The organism is Megasphaera elsdenii DSM 20460, assembly GCF_003010495.1.
In the GTDB taxonomy this organism is placed as follows: Bacteria; Bacillota; Negativicutes; order Veillonellales; family Megasphaeraceae; genus Megasphaera; species Megasphaera elsdenii.
The window spans coordinates 183,889-204,608 of the sequence record NZ_CP027570.1; the positions used below are offsets into that span (position 1 = coordinate 183,889).

Genomic DNA, 20,720 nt, shown 5'->3' on the forward strand with positions numbered 1-20,720 from the left:
ATACCTTAATTTTCTTCAACTTCTGCTAATTTTTGCTGCAACGTTTTCCCAAGCTGCCCAAAAGCAGGAATGAATTTATCCCGGATGAGAATCAGCAGCTCATCAATTTCAGCTTCATTATAAAGGTGAACCGACAAGTTTCTTTTTTTCAGCATCAACAGCCAAACAGAAGACGCTTCAATGAAACCAACCTTATATCCTAATTGCAAGATTTCTCGCGGAGAACCTGTTTCGGCTTCCTGGACCCCATGAACGCGCAAAACTTGTTGTAAAGCTTTCCAAGCCAGTTCAAAGGTCAAATTGAATTGGCCGACGATTCCAGTCCGGTAAATTTCATTCTCCGTGGCTAAGGAAAAGTCGGCCTGTTTCAGGACATTCAAACAATTCAAAAAATTATCCATTTTTTTCATAAATAACGACTCCCTCTTTGGACAGTTCTTCCGCTAACTCAGGGGAAATATACTCGTCCAGATTGACGACGTCGAACATCAGCAGCGAATCAACATTTTCCTTGATGTCCCAATAAAAACCGTCAAAATCGCCGCCACGGACGGCGATGTCCACATCGCTGCGTTCCGTATGCGTTCCCCTGGCCCGGGACCCGAATAGGACGACTTGTTCAACATCATGCTTTTTGGCAAAAACCGTAATATCCTGAAAAACCCGATTGGGAAGATGAAACATCATCACACTCACCTCTTATCGTCACCTGTTTATGGCTTCTATGATAATCTCTCCTATCGTCGCCAATCCTTTCGAGGCTATGGCCTTACGTTTATTTTAACAAAATCAAATACGTTGTACAACAAAAAGGGCTTGTCGCACGACGACAAGTCCTTTTTGAGTATTAAGTTTGCAGTTTGTAGTTTTTAGTGAAGGTTTTTAAATTTAAAGCTATCTTCTACAAACTACAAACTCCATACTACAAACTATGAAGCAAAGGGGACCTCGCATGATGGTAGAAGCCTTCGTGCGACAGCCTCTTTTTGAGTTTCAAGTTTGAAGCGGATGGATTTCAATTGCTTTATAGGTTCCGGATGACGTCCAGGTCGTCCGGGATGTACAGGTTTTCTTGATAATACTGGCATCCTTCGGCATGGTAACGCTGGCGGCGATGGGCCAGGTCCTTATCTTCCGTATGATAGAGGATCAGGTTCTGCACGCCCAGGCGGGCCGCCGTCTCACAGGCGTCTTTGACGGTAGAATGGTGTTTTTCATAGGGATGGAAGATATCCGCTTCGGCGTCGAGGCAGAAAGCTTCGTGAAGGAGCCATTTACTGTCACGGACATAGACTTCTTCCCAGGGCTGGTACGGTTCATCGCCACAGCAGGTCAGTCTGCCATCGGCAAGTGCCAGGGAAAAGCCGAACTGTTTGGCCTTCGTCGAGCGGATATCGAAAAAGGTCACATCGTGGCCTATGAGCTGGCGCGTTTCCCCGTTGGCCACCGTGACGAGATGCAGGCGGTCATCGAGGAAGGCACTATCTTTCGAGGACAGCAGATTCTTTCCCATCGTGCGCAGCAAGGAAATGACTTCTTCGTGGCCGTAGATGACGGCTTCGCCATCATAAGTCCCGCGCCGCCAGGACTGACACATCATGCGCATGAGCCAGAGGATGCCCAGAAGATGGTCCATGTGTTTATGCGTGACGAAGACGGTCCGCATATCCTGCCAGCGCAACTGGGCCTTTTCCAGCTGCTGCAGGAGGCCGTTCCCGCCGCCGCCATCGACGAGCAGGTACTGGCCACCTTCATCGAGGACAAAACAAGTATTATAACAATGGGTCACCGTCGCGTTCCCCGTCCCTAATATCGTCAGATTCATGACCAGACCTCCCCAATAGCTTAGCGTGCGTTGGCTTCGCCGCGGAAGATGGTGCCGCGGCTGGCGTCTACGGTGACGATTTCGCCATTTTCCAGAGTGTCTACGGCATGAGCTGCGCCGACGACGGTCGGGATGCCCAAGGTGATGGCGACGATGGCTGATTCACTGGTCAGGCCGACTTCTTCGGAGACGATGGCGCTGGCCCGTTTCATATAATCGACGAAATCAGCGCGGGCCGAACGGAGGACGAGGATGCAGCCGTCGCTGAAGTTCTTTTCCAGGTCTTCTTTCGATTCAGCGACACAGACTTTGCCGATGGCCGAATTACGGCCGATACCGGTACCGCGGAGGAGGACGTCGCCGACGACCTGGACGCGGATCATGTTGGTCGAACCGGCTTTGGCAACGGGGACACCGGCCGTAAGGACGACGAGGTCGCCGGCTTTGATGAGGTCGTTGTCGAGGGCTGCGAAGATAGCGTTATCGACGACGGCGTCAGTGTCGTTCGCTTCTTTGCCAGTAACAGCCTGGACGCCCCAGTTGAGCTGCAAGCGGCGGACGATGGCTTCGTGCGGCGATACGGCCACAATCGGGCAGGCCGGGCGGAATTTAGAAATCATCTGCGCTGTGCCGCCGCGTTCCGTCGAAGCGATGATGGCCGCAGCGTGGAGGTCTTTGGCAATCTTGACGACGGCTTTGCCGATGGATTCCGTCGTCGTCGTCGATTCGGCGTCGACATCTTCATAGGATTCCGGCGTGAAGTTGCTTTCCGTAAAGGTAGCGACGCGGGCCATGGTTTCAACGGCTTCTACCGGATAGAGGCCGCCAGCCGTTTCGCCGCTGAGCATGATGGCATCGGTGCCGTCGAGGATGGCGTTGGCAACGTCGCTCGTTTCAGCACGGGTCGGACGCGGATTGTTGCACATGGATTCCAGCATCTGCGTAGCCGTAATGACCGGTTTGCCCGCAGCCTGGCATTTATGGATGAGGACTTTCTGGAGCATCGGTACTTCTTCCGCCGGGACTTCGACGCCGAGGTCACCACGGGCGACCATGATGCCGTCGCTCATCTTAATGATATCGTCGATGTTGTTGACTGCAGCCTGACATTCGATTTTAGAGATGATCTTCATGTGGCTGTCGTGTTTTTCCAAAATCTTGCGGATCGTCAGGACATCTTTGCCGCGCTGGATGAAAGAAGCGGCAATCCAGTCCATATTCATGCGGCAGCCAAATTCGATGTCGGCGGCATCGGTTTCAGAAACGGCCGGCAGGTTGATGGCGATGCCCGGTACGGCAACGCGCTTGCGGTCGCTCATCTTGCCGCTGTTGAGGATCTTCGTATGGATATCTTCGCCTTCGACGCTGACAACTTCCAAGTTGACTAGGCCGTCCGACAAGAGGATGTGGTCGCCGGCTTTGACGTCCTGCGGCAGTTCTTTATAGTTCATGGAGGCAATCGTTTCGTCGCCTTCGATGTCACGGGCCGTCAAGGTGAAGTCCTTGCCGGCTTCCATCATGATCGAGCCATTCTTAAATTTGCCCAAACGGATTTCCGGGCCTTTCGTGTCCAGGAGCAGTGCCACAGGGATACCCAGTTTCTGGGAGGCAGCGCGGACCATGTCGATGCGCTGTTTATGTTCTTCATGAGAACCGTGGGAGAAATTAAAGCGGGCAACGTTCATGCCGGCTTTAATCATCTTTTCGATAATTTCCGGGGTATTGGAACTGGGGCCTAAGGTGCAGACGATCTTTGTTTTTTTCAGCATATCTATTCTCCTTGCTTCTATTTAATGAGATGATTTTCGTTCAGCTGACGGCGCGGATGAGGTTGAAGACCTGCTGAGCCGTGTTAGTCATATTGCGCAGCGCCGTTTCTTTGTTCATGGCTTCTTCCAGCGGCATGGCTTTATCGACGATAGAAAAGAAGGCGTCGATGCCCTGCTGATTACATTCGGCGGCATCGGCCGTCGTGCAGCCGGCCAGGGCGATGACTTTGGCACCGTACTGCTTAGCCAGCTTGGCTACGCCGATAGGAGCCTTGCCCATGGCCGTCTGGGCGTCGAGTCGGCCTTCACCGGTGATGACGTAATCGGCATCTTTAACGGCCTCTGCCAGACGGATGGAATCGAGGACGATCTGGATGCCTGAACGCAGCCGGCCATGCAGGTAGGCCAGGAAAGCGAATCCCATACCGCCAGCTGCACCGGCACCGGCTGTCTGACTGAAGTCATGACCGGTATACGTCCGGGTGACGGCGGCAAAAGACCGGCTGGCATCGTCCAAGACTTTGACATCCTGCGGCGACGCGCCTTTCTGGGGCCCGAAGATATAGGCAGCACCCCAATTCCCGAATAACGGATTGGTCACATCGCAGGCAACATCGAAGGTGCAGTCTTTCAGGGCCGGCAGGACCTGGGAATCATCGACAGAAGCGATGCGCCCTACTTCCTGCCCGCCTAAACCAATGGGCTTGCCTTGAGCATCGCGGAAAATATACCCCAGAGCCTGGAGCATGCCGACGCCGCAGTCACTGGTCGAGCTGCCGCCCAGGCCGATGATGAAATGGCGGATACCCGCTTCTATAGCCTGCGCCATGACCTGGCCGACGCCATATGTCGTCGTATGCAGGGGATTGCGCTGTTCGGATGGAACCAGTCCCAATCCGGCAGCCCCAGCCATTTCAATGACGGCCGCTTCCATCCCCGGCAGATAGCCATAAGGACAGGAAACGGCTTCACCTAAAGGGCCCTGGACGCCGACATAGCGGAGCTCACCATCCAGCCCATCGACGAGGGCCTCGACCGTCCCTTCCCCACCGTCGGCCAAGGGTTTGACAATGACCTGGACAGGATGGCCACCATAGGCCTTGCGGACGCCGGCTTCGATGGCCCGGCCGGCTTCGACGGAAGTCAGGCTATTTTTCAAGGAATCAATGGCTACAACGACTTTCATGATAATCTCTCCTCTATTTGCGAACTCATAAAGCTGTGTTTCTCTATGCCTATAGTGTAGCAAAAGAGGCCTTCTCTTCCTATGTCATAAAACACAATAAATCATCATTATTTTTATTTCATAAACCAAGGAAGGGTGGCAATATATAGGGATACGGCATCGCAAAATATCCTCGGATCGAGGCCGGTCTTCCCGGCAATCCGCTTCAGCCGGTATTGCAGCGTATTCTTATGGATGCAGAGGATCCGGGCTGTTTCCTGGATGGACAAGTTCTGCTGATAATAGATTTGGAGCAAATGGATGTCACTGTCCGTCAAATGCTGGCAAATATCCCGGCAGTAACGGCGGCGCACGGCCCCGTCCAGACTTTGCAGTAAAAAGGCCAATTTCATATCATCCGCATGGACGCAGAAGACCTGCCGGTCTGCCGCTGCCTGTAAGGCCATTTTGGCAAAACGGTACGATTCATGGATGCGGTAGAATGGCTCTTCTGTCCCGATTCCTGCCGAGATTCCCGGATAGAACCATTCTTTCCAGCGGGGCAGTTTCCTGGCCCAGTCCGGATAGACCTGGCAGGGGACGAGGATGACAAAGGTATCGGGGTAGATATACGTATATAAGGTCATCCCCAGCTTTTGACAGGTTTCAGACAGCTGCTGACGGAAATCCCCGGCCTGGCGGGTTCCCTCATGCCATCGGAAAACGGCGGCAACATACTGGCAGCCTGCCAATTCCGGCTGTTCTTCGGCCAGCTGCTGCACCGTGTCTTCATCGTGATAGATCAAGGCCATGACCTGACGGCTGCGATGTTCTTCTTCACTGAACGCCTCCTGGCTCAAGCGATATTCCTTGAGGAAGACTTCACAGATTTTCGTCAGTAAGAAACCGTATTGGCCGACGACAGCCGGTTCCCCGGTAATCCCGACAACCCCCAGGACTTGTCGGCCCATGACGATGGGATAATTGACGCCTTGGCTGACACCGTCTTCAGGGCAATCTTCCTGTATGGTCTGGACCTGCCCCGTCCGGGCAGCGACATGGCCGGCCTTATGGTAGGTGCCAATACGGCCGCTATCAGTACTGGCCATGATACGTCCATGACGATCGATGAAATTGACGTTCCAACCGACGACGGCCTTGGCCGAATCGACGATCTGCTGAGCTAATTCATCGGTGATGCGTACCTTCACTTAAAATCATCCTCTCTAGTAAGAATCATGATAACGCCACGTCCAGGGCCATCATCAACGTGAATCCCAGGGCAAAGGACAGGACGCCAATATCGGAGTGTTCGCCAGCCGACATTTCCGGGATGAGTTCTTCGACGACGACATAGCACATGGCTCCGGCTGCCAGGCTGAGGAGGTACGGCAGGATGGGTACGATGAATGCCGTCAGGGCAATGGTCACGGCCGCCCCGAGGGGTTCGACGATGCCCGATAAGAGGCCGCCGAGAAAGGCCTTGTGTTTGCCGACACCAGCCGCCTTGAGAGGCATGGAGATGATGGCCCCTTCCGGCAGGTTCTGCAAGGCGATGCCCAAGGACAAGGCAAAGGCCCCGGCCGCACTGATTCCCGTCTGACCGGCCAGGAGTCCGGCATAGACTACACCGACGGCCATGCCTTCGGGGATATTATGCAGCGTCACGGCCAGGACGAGCATCGTCGTCCGCTGCAAATGGCTGTGCGGCCCTTCGGCCTTCTCACTGTACATGTGCAGATGCGGCACCAGCCGGTCCAGGGCCAGGAGCAGGAAGATGCCCAGCCAGAACCCGACCACAGCCGGCACGAAGGCGAATTTCCCTAACGGCGCCGATTCTTCCATAGCCGGAATCAAGAGGCTCCAAATGGACGCGGCAATCATGACGCCCGACGCAAACCCCGTCAGCCCCCGCTGGACCTGGCGGTCCAATTCCTGTTTCATAGCATAGACACAGGCCGCCCCTAGTGACGTCCCAACAAAGGGGATGAGGATCCCCATGACAGCATTTTCCATAATAACTTTCCCTCCCTGTATCTCATTTGATTATATTTGATACTCAATATCGTAATAATTTCATTATACACGAAAAGAGGCCGTCGTACAAAGACAGCCTCTTTTTTTCTACAAACGATGAACGCTTTAAGTTACAAACTTTCTTCCAGCGCACTTTCGCCACTGATTTTCCCGGGCAGGACCAGGGACAGGACCAGGCAGACCAGGGACGGTACGAGCCAGCCCAGGCCGCTGTCGCCTAAGGGCAGGCCCTGGATGAGGACAGCGGCTCCGTCGAGATGGAAGAACTGGGCGGCAATGTCGATGGCCGATACGATGCCGGCAGCGGCGACGGTGCAGCGCATGCCCAGTTTCGACAGGCTGACGAATTTATTGACAATGGTCAGCATGACGACGACAATGGCCATGGGATAGACGAACAGCAAAAGGGGCAGCGTGACCTGGATGATCTGGTTCAAGCCGAGATTGGCCAGGAGCAGGCTGACGACGCTGATGACGGTGACGTATTTCTTATACGACAGGACCGGAAATTCTTCGGCGAAGAACGTCGAAACAGCGGCGATGAGGCCGACTGTCGTCGTAAAGCAGGTCAGCGTGACCATGACGGCCAGGAAGGCCATGCCGACAGTCCCGAAAATCTGGAACGACGTCTGAGACAAGACATAGGCGCCGAGATTGATTGTAGCATCTTCATAGACCGACTGGGGGATGGGAAAATGATTGCCCAGCAGGGCCAGGCCCAGATAAAGTCCGCCCATGAGGACGGCTACGGCAGCCCCGGCCATCCAGACACTGGCGATATGTTCCTTTTCTGAGGTAAAATGAATCCGCTTCATAGCCCCCAGGGCGATGATGCAGAAAGCAAAGGACGCCAGCGTATCGACCGTATTATAGCCTTCAATGAAACCGTTGCCGAAGGCCGAAGCAGCATATTTCCCCATAGGCGCAGCTGTCGACGGCGTCGTATAGGCCACCATGCCGACGATGATGAGCAGGACGATCATGATAGCAAAAATCGGGGTCAATACCTTACCGACGCGGTCGAGGAGCTTCGACGGCGTAATCGACAGCCACCAGGCGCAGACGAAATAAAGAGTCGTGAAAATAGCCAGCGGCAGCATGCCGTCGCCGGTAATGGGCAGGATGCCGATAGAAAAGGACGTCGCCGCCGTCCGCGGGATAGCCATGAGCGGCCCGATGGCCAGATACATGAGCGTCAGGATGATGAGCGAAAAGAGGTGCGAAATCTTATGATTCATTTCCGCCCGGAAACCGCCGGGGTTGAAGGTCCCCATGATGACGGCGATGACAGGCATGCCGATGCCAGACAAGAGAAATCCCAGAATCGCCGGCGTGAACTGCCCTCCCGCCTGGAACCCAAGCGACGGCGGGAAAATCAGGTTCCCGGCCCCGAAAAACATGCCGAACAACAATAGTCCGACTTGTGCACCATTTTTCAACATAAACAGATAACACTTCCTTTACAATTTTAATTCATACATGTAAATCTTTATTTATACATTGTAAAGTTTTAAGTGTCTTCTGTCAATCCAAAAAGTTAAACGATTATTTTATGATAACTTTGGCCACTGCCTGAGCAACGAGATTTTCCCCATCCGGTTCATCTTGGCTGGCGCATGTTGAGGTACATGCAGGGTAAGGCACGGGCGTCAAAGACTGTTTAGACAAGGTCTTCCCTTCTCCTTTGGCCAAAGACAAGGCTGGCATCGAAAACAAGGCGGCTCCTACGGCAGTGCCGGCAGCCATCTTCAAGAATGTACGTCGCGAAAATGCATGGATGTCTCCTGGCACTGCCTATGATCGTCCTTTTGGAAATGAGCCGCCTCATCATCCGCTATGGCCTGCGCCGATGAGAAAGATCGTTACCAGCCTAAAAGTGAAGTGATGGTACCGACCAGCCAGGAAGTCACGGAAAAACCAGATTCAATCGGTTCCGCCTTCATATCCACACGTCCTACGGGCTGGCCGTCATAATTGACGATAATATGACCGACGATGCCATCCTGTGTTTCTTTGGCCGAAACGACCTTAGGCAAATCATACGTCAAGCTGTAATGCGACGCATCTTCGCCATGAATCAAGGGATAACGGATATCCTGGACAGCCTTGACTTCAGTACGGCACGCCGTGCCGTCTTTGACCCAAATCGTGTGTTTCGTTTTATCCGCTTTTGGCCCTTCGGCAGTCTTTACATGGGAAAAGCCATAATCCAGCAACGTTCTGGCATCGGTAAAGCGCCCTCCTTCGGTAGGTGAAGCCATGAGGACGACGAGAAGATCCGTACCATCGCGCTCTGCTTCTGCTGCAAGACAACCGCCGGATTCGCCAGTCCACCCGGTCTTTACCCCGATGGCCCCCGGATAGGATTCTAATAAGGCATTCGTATTTTCTGCCCGTAAATGCTTGCCTGCCGGAGACAGCCAATGGACGTCGGCTGTCTTGCGGGCTACCATATTACGAAACGTTTTGTTTTCCATGGCATAACGGGCTAATATCATCATATCCCGTGCCGTCGAATAATGCGTCGGCACAGTGAGCCCATTAGGATTTTCGAAGTGCGTATGCTTCATCCCTAAGACAGCTGCCCGTTCATTCATCCGTTTAGCAAAAGCCGGTACACTGCCGTCTACGCGGTCAGCCAGTGCCACAGCCGCTCCGTTATCAGAAACTAAGAGCATACCGCCTACTAATTCATCGCGCGTAAAGACATCGCCTTGGGAAAATCCAAGAGGACAGTCTTCTGTATTAGCTGCATCGTCCAGAATAGAAATCTGTGTCTCAGGCTGCAGCTTTTCCAAGGCTAATACAGCAGTCATCATTTTCGTCATACTCGCCGGATACTTCAAGACATCGGCATCCTTTTCCAGAATTACCCGACCTGTCGATGCCTCAACGAGAATATACGACTGAGCCAGTACAGCCGGACTCTCTGCCGCAGCGGTCCCTGAAAATGATATGATACTCAGCAAGCAGAAACACATACTTCCTGCCAGCCATTGCTTTATACTCTCCATGAAATACCTCCTAAATTTTCTCTCAAACATCTGCCTCTTTTGTGATATACTGATGAAGTACGTCATTCTGACGAATCCACCTAAAAGAGGCATTGATATATGGAAAAGAATTTCGACATTAATCAGCAGGGATACAGCATCCGCTGCAAGCTGCTCATCAATGACAATGATAAACAGACACGCACTTTCGACAACGTCGTCATCGTCACCCACGGATTCGGCAGCCACAAAGACACGGCCGGAACCGTCCATTTTGCGGAACACTTGACGAGCAAATACAAGAACTACGCCGTCATCGCCTTTGACTGGCCCTGCCACGGTGCCGACGCCCGCAAGAAACTGTCCATCCCGGAATGTATGACCTATCTGACACTAGTCGTCGACTATGCCAGGACCGAACTCCAGGCCCAGAACATCTACAACTATTCGACGAGCTTCGGCGCCTACATCACGCTACGCTACCTCATCGAACAGGGCAATCCCTTCAAAAAAATCGCCCTGCGCAGCCCTGGCGTCAACATGTATGAAAGCATGAGCAATCACGTTTCCGACGAAGGCTTTGCCAAGCTGAAGAAAGGCAAGGAAATCCAGGTCGGTTTCGACCGCAAGATGAAGATCGACCAGGCCTTCATGGATGACCTCAAGCGTTTCGACGTCTGTGACCACGAATATTTCGATTTTGCCGACGACATCCTCATCCTCCACGGCACGAAGGACGAAATGATTCCTATCGACCTGGTACGGGACTTCGCCGAAAACAACGTCATCGAGTTCGTCCCCGTCGAAGGGGCCAACCATCCCTTCCAGAACCCGAACCACATGGCCCTGGCCATCCACCAGATCATCGAATTTTTCCATAAAGGAGATTAAAATGACAACGGGAGAGTGTTCCATGGAAAATGTTTCCCATTACGTCACCCATCACATCGATGAAGCTATCGAAAAAGGCTGGATCCAGCTCTATTTCCAGCCCATCATCCGCAGCCTGTCCCACACGACGTGCGCCTTTGAAGCCCTGGCCCGCTGGCAGGATCCGGTCCGGGGCCTGCTCACGCCAGGCGATTTCATCCCGGCCCTGGAAGAAAGCCGGCAGATCCATAAACTCGATCTGTATATTTTCAAGCTCCTCTGCCAGAACTATCATCCCCGGGCCGACCAGGGACTGCCCATGGTCCCAGTGTCCTTCAACTTGTCCCGGCTGGATTTCATCACCTGCGACATCTTCACAGAAATCGAAAAGCTGACCCAGGCCTATCAGATCCCGCCGTCGCAGCTCCGCATCAAAATCACAGAAAGTGTCTTCATTAAAGACATTGAAACAGTCAACCAGACGCTGAATAAGTTCCGCGCTGCGGGCTACCAGATCTGGATGGACGACTTTGGCAGCGGCTATTCGTCGCTCAACGTCCTCAAGGACTACGAGTTCGACACCATCAAGCTGGACATGGCCTTCCTGTCGAATTTTACCGACCGTTCTAAGGAAATCGTGAAATCCGTCGTCGATATGGCCAAGCACCTGGGCATCCATATCTTGACGGAAGGCGTCGAAACACTGGAACAATACACCTTTCTGCGCAATATCGGCTGCGAAATGCTGCAAGGCTTCTTATTCAGCAAGCCCCTGCCCTATATCCAGGCCATCGAGTACATCGAAGAGCTGGGCCTGACCCATGAAACGCCGGAAATTACCTAATCCTTTTGCCCGAAAGCCAGGGTCACCATTACCTCCATATCGCCAGTTCCTGCCGCGGCGCCGATGCCAAGCGGGTCCAGCGGCTGATTCAGGTCTATAAAGAGTACTTTGAAAAGAAATAAGCCTCAGAATGACCCGCCACCACCGCCGCCATCATCATCGCTATAATCATCCGCACTGTCGAAATCGGGCAGGTCGTCGTCGACGGGACGGGCCTTGGCGATATGCTGGACGGTCATGAAGACGAAGGTGTCCCGGCTGTCGGTCAGATGGAAGCTGCCGGCGTCGACATAAGCATCGGCAGCCGCTTCTTTATGGACATTGCTCATCTTGCCGATGAGATAAGCCCGAAAGGCCACGCCGCAGCCGACAGCCAGGACGAGAGCCACGACCAGGGCCAAGGGGCTGAAGGCATCGGCCGGATCATAGGCCTTGCCCTTTTCCTGATAATAAGCCAATAATTTCGCCGACGACTGGCCATAGGCTGCAAAGGCTTTGGCATAATGGCCGTCTTTCAACGGCGGCAGAAAGGCATCCTTGAGATAAGGGATGCCTTTTTTGTTGCTGATTCTCTCCTTCATGGCCTTGTCCGTCGCGACATACCAGTCATGGCGGTCCATGGCCAGGAGCAGGACCATATTGCCGTTCTTCCCATCCCGATAGTCCCGGTCCAGGAGCTGCTTGGCATAGGTACCGGCTTTGGTCCCCTTCGTCGAGGCGACGGTGACCACGGCGATGCGTACATCGTAGCGCTGTTCCACGTCCTGCAAAGCCGCCGATACTTCGGCCTGTTCGGCCGGCGTAAGCAAATGGGCCCCGTCGGACAGACTCGGTGCGGCCGCGGCAGCACCAGCCGTCGTCAGGACCACGATGGCCACCACCAGGATTGTCTCTTTCAACCATTTCCACATCGTACTCGCTCCCCTCATAACAAGCCGCTCCCGATCATGACGAATTTCGCCAGGAAATACAGGACCGGCACCAGGACAACGGCCAGGGCCGCGCCGTATTCATAGGACTTGGCCTTGTCATAGGGCAGGGAGCCGGCCATCTTGCCGGTCTGGCCATTCATCATGAAGGTATAGGGCTTGCCGTCATAGCGCGTCGTCAAGATCCACACCGGTGCCATGGCGTATTCCACGGTCCCTTCGTCTTTATGGACGACGCCCTCTTCGAAAGTCCGCCGCTGATGATTGTCCACCGTGTCCTCCAGGATAGCAAAGGCACTCTGCGACAATCGTTCATCGGCTCTGGGCACGGCCGCTTCGGCGTCGATGTCGTATTTGTCGGCCAGATAGCCGGCAAAATAAGCAGGACTGAACGGGACCATCTCGCTGTAATCAAAGGGCTCGATGCTTTCCATATAAGTATCATCCATTTTCTGGCTGCCGTCGACAGGGATGCGGTGGAAAGCCAGGGTCCCCGTCCGGTCGCAGTGGTAGATGCTGGTCTCGATGAGCGTTTCGTCAGGCGTCTCGAAGACGGCATCGTCTTCAACCCGGAAAGCCGCCGTCGCCGTGACCTGGGCATGGAACAGCCAGAACGGGACGTACATGGGCTGGATGGCTTCGACGCGGTTGTTGGCCGTAAAGGCCCTGGGCAGAAGCCAGCGCCCCTGGTAAAACTGTTTCAGCGCCGCCACGGCTTCTTCTTTGGTCTTCTTGAAGGGGATGACGTAGTCGGGCTTGAGCATCCCGGAAAAGCGGCTGGGAATGAGCGTCGGGTTGCCACAGTAACAACATTCCGTGGCCATGGTATTCTCGTCGCAGACGATTTCAGCACCGCACGATGAACAGGTATAGGTCTGTAAATGAGCCGCTTCGTCATCGCTCCAGGCCTGACCGGCTCCGTCGGTCTTCCAGCGGACCTTGCGGGCCGCATCAGCCGCAGCGGCCCGCGCTTCCTTCTGGGCATAGAGCGCTTCCAGTGTCGGGACGTCGAATTTCGTATCGCAATAGTCACAAGTGACGGTCTTGTCTTTCGGCTTGAATTGCAGCGGTGCGCCGCAGTTCGGGCATTGATAGCTGACCGAGGTATCCGCCATGGCCCTCACCTTACCTTTCCGGCTTCTTCGTACCGCAGTTCATGCAGAAATTCCCCGTATTGACGGTCCCGCAGGACGGGCAGGTCCAGGAAGCCGGTACCTGAGGCCGCGGTGCGCCGCAGTTGCTGCAGAAATTCCCCGTGTTCCCGGCCTGGCCGCATTTCGGGCAGGTCCAGGCAGCGGCAGCCTGCGGTTTAGGCTGTCCGCAGGCCATGCAGAAGTTCCCCGTATTGCCAGCCTGACCGCAAGAACAGGTCCAGCTGCCAGGTGCCTGGGCAGACTGCGCAGGCCTTGGCGAAGGCGTCTGAGCTGCCTGGCGGGATGCCAGTTCCTGAGCCAGACCGGCGCCGGCCTGATTGGCCATATTCATTCCCATATAGCCCATGGCTGCGCCCATACCGCCTTCATTGGCAGCGGCAGCGCGCATGGAATCGGCCGTCGCGTCGACCAGGGTCCCCAGGCCGATATCCGGTCGGGACATAGTCAAGCCCATCTGGACTTTCTGGATCTTTTCTTCGTCTTCTTCATTGGCCTTGACGCTGTTGATACCGATGGATACGATTTCGATTCCCCGCAGGTCGCGCCATTTCGGCGACAAGACGTCGTTCAGGGCCTGAGCCAGCTCCGGTGTATGACCGGGCAGCTGGGAATAGTCGATGCGCAGGGCCGAGACTCGGGCGAAAGCCGGCTGCAGAGCCGTCAGGAGTTCCGACTTGAGCTGGCTGTCGAGACGGCTCCGTTCGTAGACGTCGCCTTCATTACCGGCTACGTTCGTATAAAACAAGACAGGGTTGACGATGCGGTAACTGTATTCGCCGAAGCAGCGCAGGCGCATGAGTAATGCCAGGCCCGTCGTATCATCGTAGGATTTGAAAGGCACCTCGCTGGGCGTGCCGTACTTATTGCCGACGATTTCCTTGAGGTTGATGTAATAGACGCGCTGGTCCTTGCCCGTGTCGCCGCCGAAGGCAAAGCGTTCCTTCATCTGGCGGACGAGCAGGCGGAAGGACTCGCCCAGGTCGCCGGCATAGTCGCCATCGAAAATGGACGCTTCCGTCGACGCATCATACGTATATTCGCCCGGTTCGGCGCAGACTTCGACGACTTTCCCCGATTCGACGATGAGCATACACTGACCGTTGTTGACAGCAATCCGTGAACCATTGGAAATGATATTGTCTTCGCCATCCGTATTGCTGCTGCGGCCATGGCGGCTGGTCTGCTTCTGACCTTTGGCCATCAAGATATTTTCATTCAAGCTGTCACAGTAAAAAAACTCTTTCCACTGGTCGGCCAGGACGCCGCCGACAGCTCCGACAGCTGCTTTAATCAAACCCATGAAGAATCCCTCCTATAATGATATGATGTCTATTTTTCGCTTTTTCGCTGCCAGCGGCGGCTGCCAAAGAGGCCCGCTGCCAGCAGACAGACCATGATACCGGCCACGATGAGGCCGTGCGGATTGAAGTGGATAAGGTCGTAGCCCAGCCAGACTTCCATGCAGACGGCCAGGAACTTGCCGGTCATCGTCGCTGCCGCATGTTCACCGAAGCGGACACGACTCAAAGCGCAGAGGGCGGTGACAACGAAATTCGGCGAATATGGGATGGCCCGTAAGAAAAAGATGAGCCGGAAATCAATCTTGCGGTTCAGCTTCGACAGCCAGCGGCTCTTGTCGACCAGGGCCTGTGCCTTGTGGCGGAAGACATAGCGCATGATGACGAAGGCCAGGATATTGCCCAGGACCTGGCCGGCCCAGGAAATGACGATGCCCGGCAGCAAGCCGAACAAGATGCCATTGACCGTGACGAACTGGACCGACGGCAGGCCGGTCATATTGGTCAGGACGATGAGCAAGATCATGAGGACCACGGCGATACTGCCAAAAGAAGAAATATACGACGTCAGCCCCGGTATATCATGGCTCACCGTCAGCTGCCATAACGTACTGTAAAACGAGGGAATGGCCCAGTGAATCGCAAAAAACAAGGCCACAATCAGCCCCAGCGTCAAAGGCTTCATCAAATTCGCAATCATCGATCGATTCATATGATGATACCGTCCAAGTGGTCACATTCATGCTGGATAATCTGGGCTGTCCATCCTGTGAAGGTCTGACGGTGCTTGCGGAAACGGCGGTCCTGGTAGAAGACTTGTATCTTCCGATACCGCGTCGTCTTTCGCTTACCGACCAAGGACAGGCACCCTTCTTCTGCTGGGAAAGGATCTGCCTTCTTTTCGATGACCGGATTGATGAGGATTTCGTCGCCCCCTTCTGTATGGACGACGATGATGCGTTTTAACGAGCCTATCATGTTGGCGGCCATGCCAACACAAGTCATGCGATTGGCCTTCAGCGTATCGAGAAGATCCTGAACGACGGGCAAATCCGCTTTCGTCGCTATTTCAGATTGACGGCCCAAGAAAATGACGTCATGAACGATATTGCGAATCATAGTTTTTCCTTTCATAAAAAATAGACCATAGAAAATACCAATACTTACCTATACGTAAGGGCCTAACTTAAAAGTGCCCTCTTTTATAAATGAGAAATATTATTTATAATAAAGTCATCAACAAAGGAGGTTCTTTCACATGAACAAAAAAGCAATTTTTTTAGGCTTGGCCCTGGCCCTCGTCGGCTGCCTGCCCATGGGTGCGTCTTTCGCAGCCGGTACGCCTCATTTCAAGAACAATAAAGCCGTAGCTGAATATTTCTGGAACGAAGTATTCAACAAACACGACACCGCCGTCATCGACACCATGGTCGGTCCGAAATACAAACAGCACAGCCCGGAATTTGCCGATGGCAAACAGGCCTTTAAGGACGGCGTCAGCGGTTTCCTGAAAGCTTATCCGGACAGCACGGCCGTCATTAAGCACATCGGCGCCGATGGCGACCTGGTCTTCATCCACAACCACATCAAGCTCAACAAAGAAGACCGCGGTCAGGCAGCTGTCGACATCTTCCGCATCAAAGACGGGAAAATCGTCGAACACTGGGACGTCATCCAGGATATACCGGAAAAAGCGGCCAACGACAATACCATGTTCTAGATTTTTCAAAAGGGGCTATCGCATGAAGGTTCTATCATCATGCGAGGTCCCTTTCACTTTATAGTCTGTCGGAGTTTGTAGTTTTCAGAGAAAGCCTTTTAATTGAAAGCCATCCGCTAACAACTAACTGCTAGCCACTAACAACTTAAAAAGGCTTGCCAAAAAAGCCGTCGACCCAGCCGTTGATTCCCTGCATGACGCGGATTAGCTTTTCGCCTCTGTCGGTCAGGCTGTAGGCCACCGTCGGCGGTACCGTGGCATGGACAGTCCGCGTAATCAAGCCGTTGCGCTCGAAGACGTGGAGGTTTTCCGTCAGCACTTTGGCACTGATGCCCGGCAGGCACCGCTGCAGGCTGGCAAAGAACACCGGACCGTCTGCCAGGGCCAGCAAAATAGACGTCCGCCATTTCCCCTTGATGATGTCGATGAAGCAATCGAAGGGGCAATCATAGGCTTTGCCATCAAACGAATACATAGAGCTCCTTCCCTTCTAGTAATCTTCATCCCAGGCGTTGATGACGACCGGTTCTTTTTCCAGCAGCGCTAATTGTTCCGGGCTGAAATGACGGCGGTCGATGACAGCTTCATAGACAAATTCCTGGAAATAAGCTTCAGAGCAGACGAAATAGCCTTTGTCGCCGACATCCTTGCCCCAGGAATTTTCGATTTTCCAGCGGTCCGGCTGGCCGTCCTTGTCGAAATGGACACCTGTGAGAAGCATAGCGTGCGTCGCCGAACTGCCGTTATATTCCAGGCGCTTGCCTTTGGGCATATCCGTGGAAAAACCGCCCAGAAGGGCTTCGTACTGGACGCTATCTGGATCCCAGATACCTTCCTTACGGGCGCCGAAGGCCCCGGCATCGCAGGCGAACCAGATGGCCTGACCGTTTTTCAACTGTTTGACGCAGAGTTCTTCCAGGGCTTCCTGCGACAGGTTCAGGGCCTTCATGTCGCAGCCGGCCATATTTTCGACGGCATGGAACTGGATGGGCGTATCCAGCGGCTTATCTGCCGTCGGTTCATTGATGACGGCGACATAATCGCGCAGGGACAGGCCGACGTATTTCTGATAGAAAGCCTGCGGCGTCAGGTCCCGCTCTTCATGGTAGTTGCCGTCTTTATCGCGGTAGGCGAAGTCAAAGGTCTGGACAGGCTGGCCAAAGGCGATGCAGGCAGCCTTGTAGACTTCGGCCATCATGGCCGCCTTGCGCGGATACGGGTCCGCACCGGCCTGGACGAGTTCCCGCAACTCCATGGCATCTTTGCGCAGGAGGCGGTTCAATGTCGCTACAAAGCGGTCTGTGTGGTTGGACTGATACGTTTCCGGCTGGACCTGTTTGGGCACGACGCCGTATTTTTCGATGAGGTCCACGGCTTCGCTCCAATAGCCGCCGTCAGTCATGCCCCGCAGGACGTACTGCATGAGCTGGCCTTTTATGGGTTCCTGGGCGTTGTCGATAACCATTTCCAGGAAATTGTTGGCTTTTTCCAATTTATCGTAAAAAGACAAGTAATTCTGGGACAGCTCGAACTGGTCGAGGTGGCACGTTTCGGCCACCGTTTCCCGCAGGATATTCAAAGACGCAAAGAGCCAGCAACGGCCGGATTTCTGCTGGGCTGTAATCCCCCGGGTCTTCACTTCCACAGAAAAAGCGCCCTTGAGACGGGCACCGGCTCCGGGAACATAAGCTAGGTCGGCCATATCCGTCTTGGCCAGGGCCGAATGCAGGACCTGGGCCTGCCCGTCCGCGTCATAAGAGGCGCGGAGCTGGGCTAACATATCATTCGTAATCTCTTTCATAAATTTTCCCCCTTTTATCATTTCCCATCCCAATACGGACGGGAATCGTCACATCGCCTGAACCGCTCCGTAGGGGACGTCCTGCTAAGGCGTCCCGCTGTGAATCTTGGATATAACTATTCGGTATATGAGGAATGTTTTCACACATCACCCGTTATGCATTACGTATACACCATCATATCAGGCGGGCCGCCCTTTGGGACGGCCCCTACGAATGTTGGGCTGCCCGTTTGGCGATTTCGATGACCGTTTCGCAGGCCTTGACCAGGGACGGAATGGGCAGATATTCATAGCGCCCGTGGAAATTGGCTCCGCCTGTGAACAGGTTCGGGCACGGCAGGCCCCGGAACGAGAGCTGGGCTCCATCGGTGCCGCCGCGGATAGGTGCAACCTGCGGCGTGACGCCGGCCGCTTCCATGGCTTCTTTGGCCAGGTCGACGACATCCATGTGGCCGTCTTCGATTTTTTCCAGCATATTATAGTAGACATCGTGCGGCGTGACGACGACCGTCCCGTCGCCATATTTTTCATTGAAGAAATCTGCCATCTGCTGCAGCAAGGCCTTGCGCCGTTCAAAATGCTGGCGGTCGTGATCGCGGACGAGCATGTGCATGGTGCACGTTTCGACGTCGCCATGCAGCTTATAGACGTGGAAGAAGCCTTCATGGCCTTCGGTGTATTCCGGTTTTTCCCCGGCCGGCAGGAGCTGCTGCCATTCTGCGGCAATCGACAATGCGTTGACCATCTTTCCTTTGGCGTCGCCTGTATGGACGCTGCGGCCATGGAAGGTGATGACCGGGTTGGCAGCATTGAAGTTTTCATATTCCAGACCGCCCAGTTCGCCGCCGTCGACAGTATAGGCAAAGTCGGCAGCAAACTGCTTCACATCGAACAAAGCCGCACTGCGCCCCGTTTCTTCATCAGGCGTAAAGCCGATGCGGATCGTTCCGTGAGCGATATCCGGGTGCTGGATGAGGTATTCCATAGCGCTGACGATAGCCGTGATGCCCGCTTTATCGTCGGCCCCGAGGAGGGTCGTCCCATCCGTGAAGAGGATGTCCTGACCCTTGTATTTCAGGACTTCTGGAAAAGCCTTCGTCGAAAAGACGAGGCCCTGTGCTTCGTTGAGGACGACGTCCTTCCCGTCATAATCAGTGACCCGGACGGGCTTGATGTCCCTCCCCGATGCATCGGGACTGGTATCGACATGGGAAATGAAGCCGACGACCGGGCCTTCTGCCCCATTGGCCGGCAGCGTGGCCATGATATATCCGTGTTCATCCAAGGTGACATCGGACAAGCCGATGGCCTTCAGTTCCTCTGCCAAAGCCTTGGCAAAGACCAGCTGTCCCGGTGTACTCGGGCAGACGGCATCATTGTCTTCATCGGACTGGGTATCAAAAGAAACATACTTCAAAAAACGCTGTACAACGTGTTCCGTGTCTATCATAGTAATCATTCTCCTTCTTTAAGAATCGTTAATTCAATTTTATGCCGTTATCGGCAATTTATCAATCGTTTAACTTGAATATTTTCATAAGATAAATTGCCGATAATCAGTCACGCAGCCGCAGGACCAGGATTTTTTCCCGGTCGTCGTCGCCAGCGAACAGTGGCGGGATTTCATACTCCACGGCATCGGCCAGGACGAAAGTCACGCGCCGCCGCGACGCTGCCGTCTGCCCATTGGCCAGGGCTTTTTCCCACAGCCGCCGGTCGTATTCCACACCGATGGCCTGACAGCGCATCTGATAAGCCAGGAAGAAGCTGACCCGTCCTTTGCCGCTGCCGTAATCGATGAGCGTATCCTTCTTGCCGATATAGCCGCTGTTGGCCAATCGTTCGAGGACGCCGTAATCCGTCGGCTCATAAGGATGGTGCTCCCCATCGGAATGGCTGTCGTCGCGGCCGGCCGTCCTGATATTCAATATATGTTCCCATTCCTGTTCGTCCATCATAGGCCCTCCCTAACGTAATCTGATACCTATTATAACCCGATTCCAGGGAATAGCAAAAGGCGCTGTCCCATGAAGACAGCGCCTTTTTCTGTAGGGGCGCCACGTGGGGCGCCCGTTCACTCAAATCCGGTTCACAAGTATCGTACAATACCTGACGGGCTCGCCACGTGCGAGCCCCTACAAGCTGCCAGACCACTTCCCGCATAAAAAAGGCTGCCATACAACGACAAGCCCATTTAAGTGGTTAGTGGCTAGAGAAGACACAATTTTTACACAATTTCTTACGCAGTACCTACGCAAAATGAACCTACTATTTATATAGATGCGAAAACCACTTCCAACAAATCGACGAATGGA

The 20,720-nt window shown here is 54.1% G+C and carries 21 protein-coding genes and 1 pseudogene; 3 read left to right on the forward strand and 19 right to left on the reverse strand.

Going from position 1 to position 20,720, the window contains the following annotated elements; genetic code table 11:
* Positions 1-5: 5 nt before the first annotated feature.
* The 10 genes from C6362_RS00875 to C6362_RS00925 form a co-directional block, all read right to left on the reverse strand.
* Positions 6-410, reverse strand: coding sequence for an HI0074 family nucleotidyltransferase substrate-binding subunit (locus tag C6362_RS00875; RefSeq protein WP_014016294.1), 405 nt, complete (start codon positions 408-410; stop codon positions 6-8).
* On the reverse strand, positions 394-687 hold the full coding sequence (locus tag C6362_RS00880) for a nucleotidyltransferase family protein (RefSeq protein WP_014016293.1): 294 nt from the start codon (positions 685-687) through the stop codon (positions 394-396). Before C6362_RS00880 ends, C6362_RS00875 begins: the two co-directional genes overlap by 17 nt.
* Before the next feature lie 337 nt (positions 688-1,024).
* The gene (locus C6362_RS00885; RefSeq protein ID WP_014016292.1) at positions 1,025-1,825 is read right to left on the reverse strand and encodes an MBL fold metallo-hydrolase; all 801 of its coding nucleotides are present in this window, start codon (positions 1,823-1,825) and stop codon (positions 1,025-1,027) included.
* 20 nt (positions 1,826-1,845) lie between these two features.
* Positions 1,846-3,594 carry a pyruvate kinase gene (gene pyk, locus C6362_RS00890; protein ID WP_014016291.1) on the reverse strand — a complete coding sequence of 583 codons (1,749 nt, stop codon included), beginning with the start codon at positions 3,592-3,594 and terminating at the stop codon, positions 1,846-1,848.
* Between the two features lie 40 nt (positions 3,595-3,634).
* A complete protein-coding gene (locus tag C6362_RS00895) occupies positions 3,635-4,780 on the reverse strand; it encodes a glycerate kinase family protein (RefSeq protein WP_014016290.1) in 1,146 nt (381 codons plus the stop codon).
* A 113-nt stretch (positions 4,781-4,893) separates the two neighbouring features.
* Positions 4,894-5,970, reverse strand: coding sequence for a CdaR family transcriptional regulator (locus tag C6362_RS00900; RefSeq protein ID WP_014016289.1), 1,077 nt, complete (start codon positions 5,968-5,970; stop codon positions 4,894-4,896).
* A 25-nt stretch (positions 5,971-5,995) separates the two neighbouring features.
* Complete coding sequence (locus C6362_RS00905; RefSeq protein ID WP_014016288.1) at positions 5,996-6,775, reverse strand: ZIP family metal transporter; 780 nt, start codon at positions 6,773-6,775, stop codon at positions 5,996-5,998.
* A 131-nt stretch (positions 6,776-6,906) separates the two neighbouring features.
* Entirely contained in the window at positions 6,907-8,238 is a 1,332-nt protein-coding gene (brnQ, locus tag C6362_RS00910; RefSeq protein ID WP_014016287.1) for a branched-chain amino acid transport system II carrier protein, read from the reverse strand.
* A 103-nt stretch (positions 8,239-8,341) separates the two neighbouring features.
* Positions 8,342-8,542: a hypothetical protein gene (locus tag C6362_RS12275; RefSeq protein WP_367317932.1), complete on the reverse strand. Its 201-nt coding sequence runs from the start codon at positions 8,540-8,542 to the stop codon at positions 8,342-8,344.
* A 116-nt stretch (positions 8,543-8,658) separates the two neighbouring features.
* Positions 8,659-9,840 (reverse strand): D-alanyl-D-alanine carboxypeptidase family protein, encoded by a 1,182-nt coding sequence (locus C6362_RS00925; RefSeq protein ID WP_409347364.1) that lies wholly within the window; start codon positions 9,838-9,840, stop codon positions 8,659-8,661.
* 69 nt (positions 9,841-9,909) lie between these two features.
* Here C6362_RS00925 and C6362_RS00930 point away from each other — a divergent pair, with 69 nt between their 5' ends.
* Both C6362_RS00930 and C6362_RS00935 read left to right on the forward strand, forming a co-directional pair.
* Entirely contained in the window at positions 9,910-10,680 is a 771-nt protein-coding gene (locus C6362_RS00930; protein WP_014016285.1) for an alpha/beta hydrolase, read from the forward strand.
* A gap of 22 nt (positions 10,681-10,702) precedes the next feature.
* Complete coding sequence (locus C6362_RS00935) at positions 10,703-11,503, forward strand: EAL domain-containing protein (RefSeq protein ID WP_014016284.1); 801 nt, start codon at positions 10,703-10,705, stop codon at positions 11,501-11,503.
* A gap of 125 nt (positions 11,504-11,628) precedes the next feature.
* Here the strand turns inward: C6362_RS00935 and C6362_RS00940 are convergent, their stop codons facing one another.
* Genes C6362_RS00940 through C6362_RS00960 form a run of 5 tightly spaced genes read right to left on the reverse strand, consistent with a single transcriptional unit; the run spans position 11,629 to position 16,003 of the window.
* Positions 11,629-12,414, reverse strand: a complete 786-nt coding sequence (locus C6362_RS00940) for a TPM domain-containing protein (protein ID WP_027895311.1) — start codon at positions 12,412-12,414, stop codon at positions 11,629-11,631.
* A gap of 14 nt (positions 12,415-12,428) precedes the next feature.
* Entirely contained in the window at positions 12,429-13,547 is a 1,119-nt protein-coding gene (locus C6362_RS00945; RefSeq protein WP_014016282.1) for a TFIIB-type zinc ribbon-containing protein, read from the reverse strand.
* Between the two features lie 10 nt (positions 13,548-13,557).
* On the reverse strand, positions 13,558-14,886 hold the full coding sequence (locus C6362_RS00950; RefSeq protein ID WP_014016281.1) for an SPFH domain-containing protein: 1,329 nt from the start codon (positions 14,884-14,886) through the stop codon (positions 13,558-13,560).
* A gap of 29 nt (positions 14,887-14,915) precedes the next feature.
* A complete protein-coding gene (locus tag C6362_RS00955; RefSeq protein ID WP_027895314.1) occupies positions 14,916-15,584 on the reverse strand; it encodes a TVP38/TMEM64 family protein in 669 nt (222 codons plus the stop codon).
* Between the two features lie 8 nt (positions 15,585-15,592).
* The gene (locus tag C6362_RS00960) at positions 15,593-16,003 is read right to left on the reverse strand and encodes a peptide deformylase (RefSeq protein ID WP_014016279.1); all 411 of its coding nucleotides are present in this window, start codon (positions 16,001-16,003) and stop codon (positions 15,593-15,595) included.
* Positions 16,004-16,142: 139 nt separating this feature from the next.
* Here C6362_RS00960 and C6362_RS00965 point away from each other — a divergent pair, with 139 nt between their 5' ends.
* Positions 16,143-16,604, forward strand: a complete 462-nt coding sequence (locus C6362_RS00965; RefSeq protein WP_014016278.1) for a nuclear transport factor 2 family protein — start codon at positions 16,143-16,145, stop codon at positions 16,602-16,604.
* A gap of 145 nt (positions 16,605-16,749) precedes the next feature.
* Here the strand turns inward: C6362_RS00965 and C6362_RS00970 are convergent, their stop codons facing one another.
* The 4 genes and pseudogenes from C6362_RS00970 to C6362_RS00985 form a co-directional block, all read right to left on the reverse strand.
* The gene (locus C6362_RS00970; RefSeq protein WP_014016277.1) at positions 16,750-17,079 is read right to left on the reverse strand and encodes a winged helix-turn-helix transcriptional regulator; all 330 of its coding nucleotides are present in this window, start codon (positions 17,077-17,079) and stop codon (positions 16,750-16,752) included.
* A 15-nt stretch (positions 17,080-17,094) separates the two neighbouring features.
* On the reverse strand, positions 17,095-18,405 hold the full coding sequence (locus C6362_RS00975; protein WP_014016276.1) for a C1 family peptidase: 1,311 nt from the start codon (positions 18,403-18,405) through the stop codon (positions 17,095-17,097).
* Between the two features lie 208 nt (positions 18,406-18,613).
* Positions 18,614-19,855 (reverse strand): peptidase T, encoded by a 1,242-nt coding sequence (gene pepT / locus C6362_RS00980; protein ID WP_014016275.1) that lies wholly within the window; start codon positions 19,853-19,855, stop codon positions 18,614-18,616.
* Between the two features lie 166 nt (positions 19,856-20,021).
* A pseudogene (locus C6362_RS00985) lies at positions 20,022-20,363 on the reverse strand (methyltransferase domain-containing protein); the annotation flags it as partial.
* Positions 20,364-20,720 lie beyond the last annotated feature (357 nt).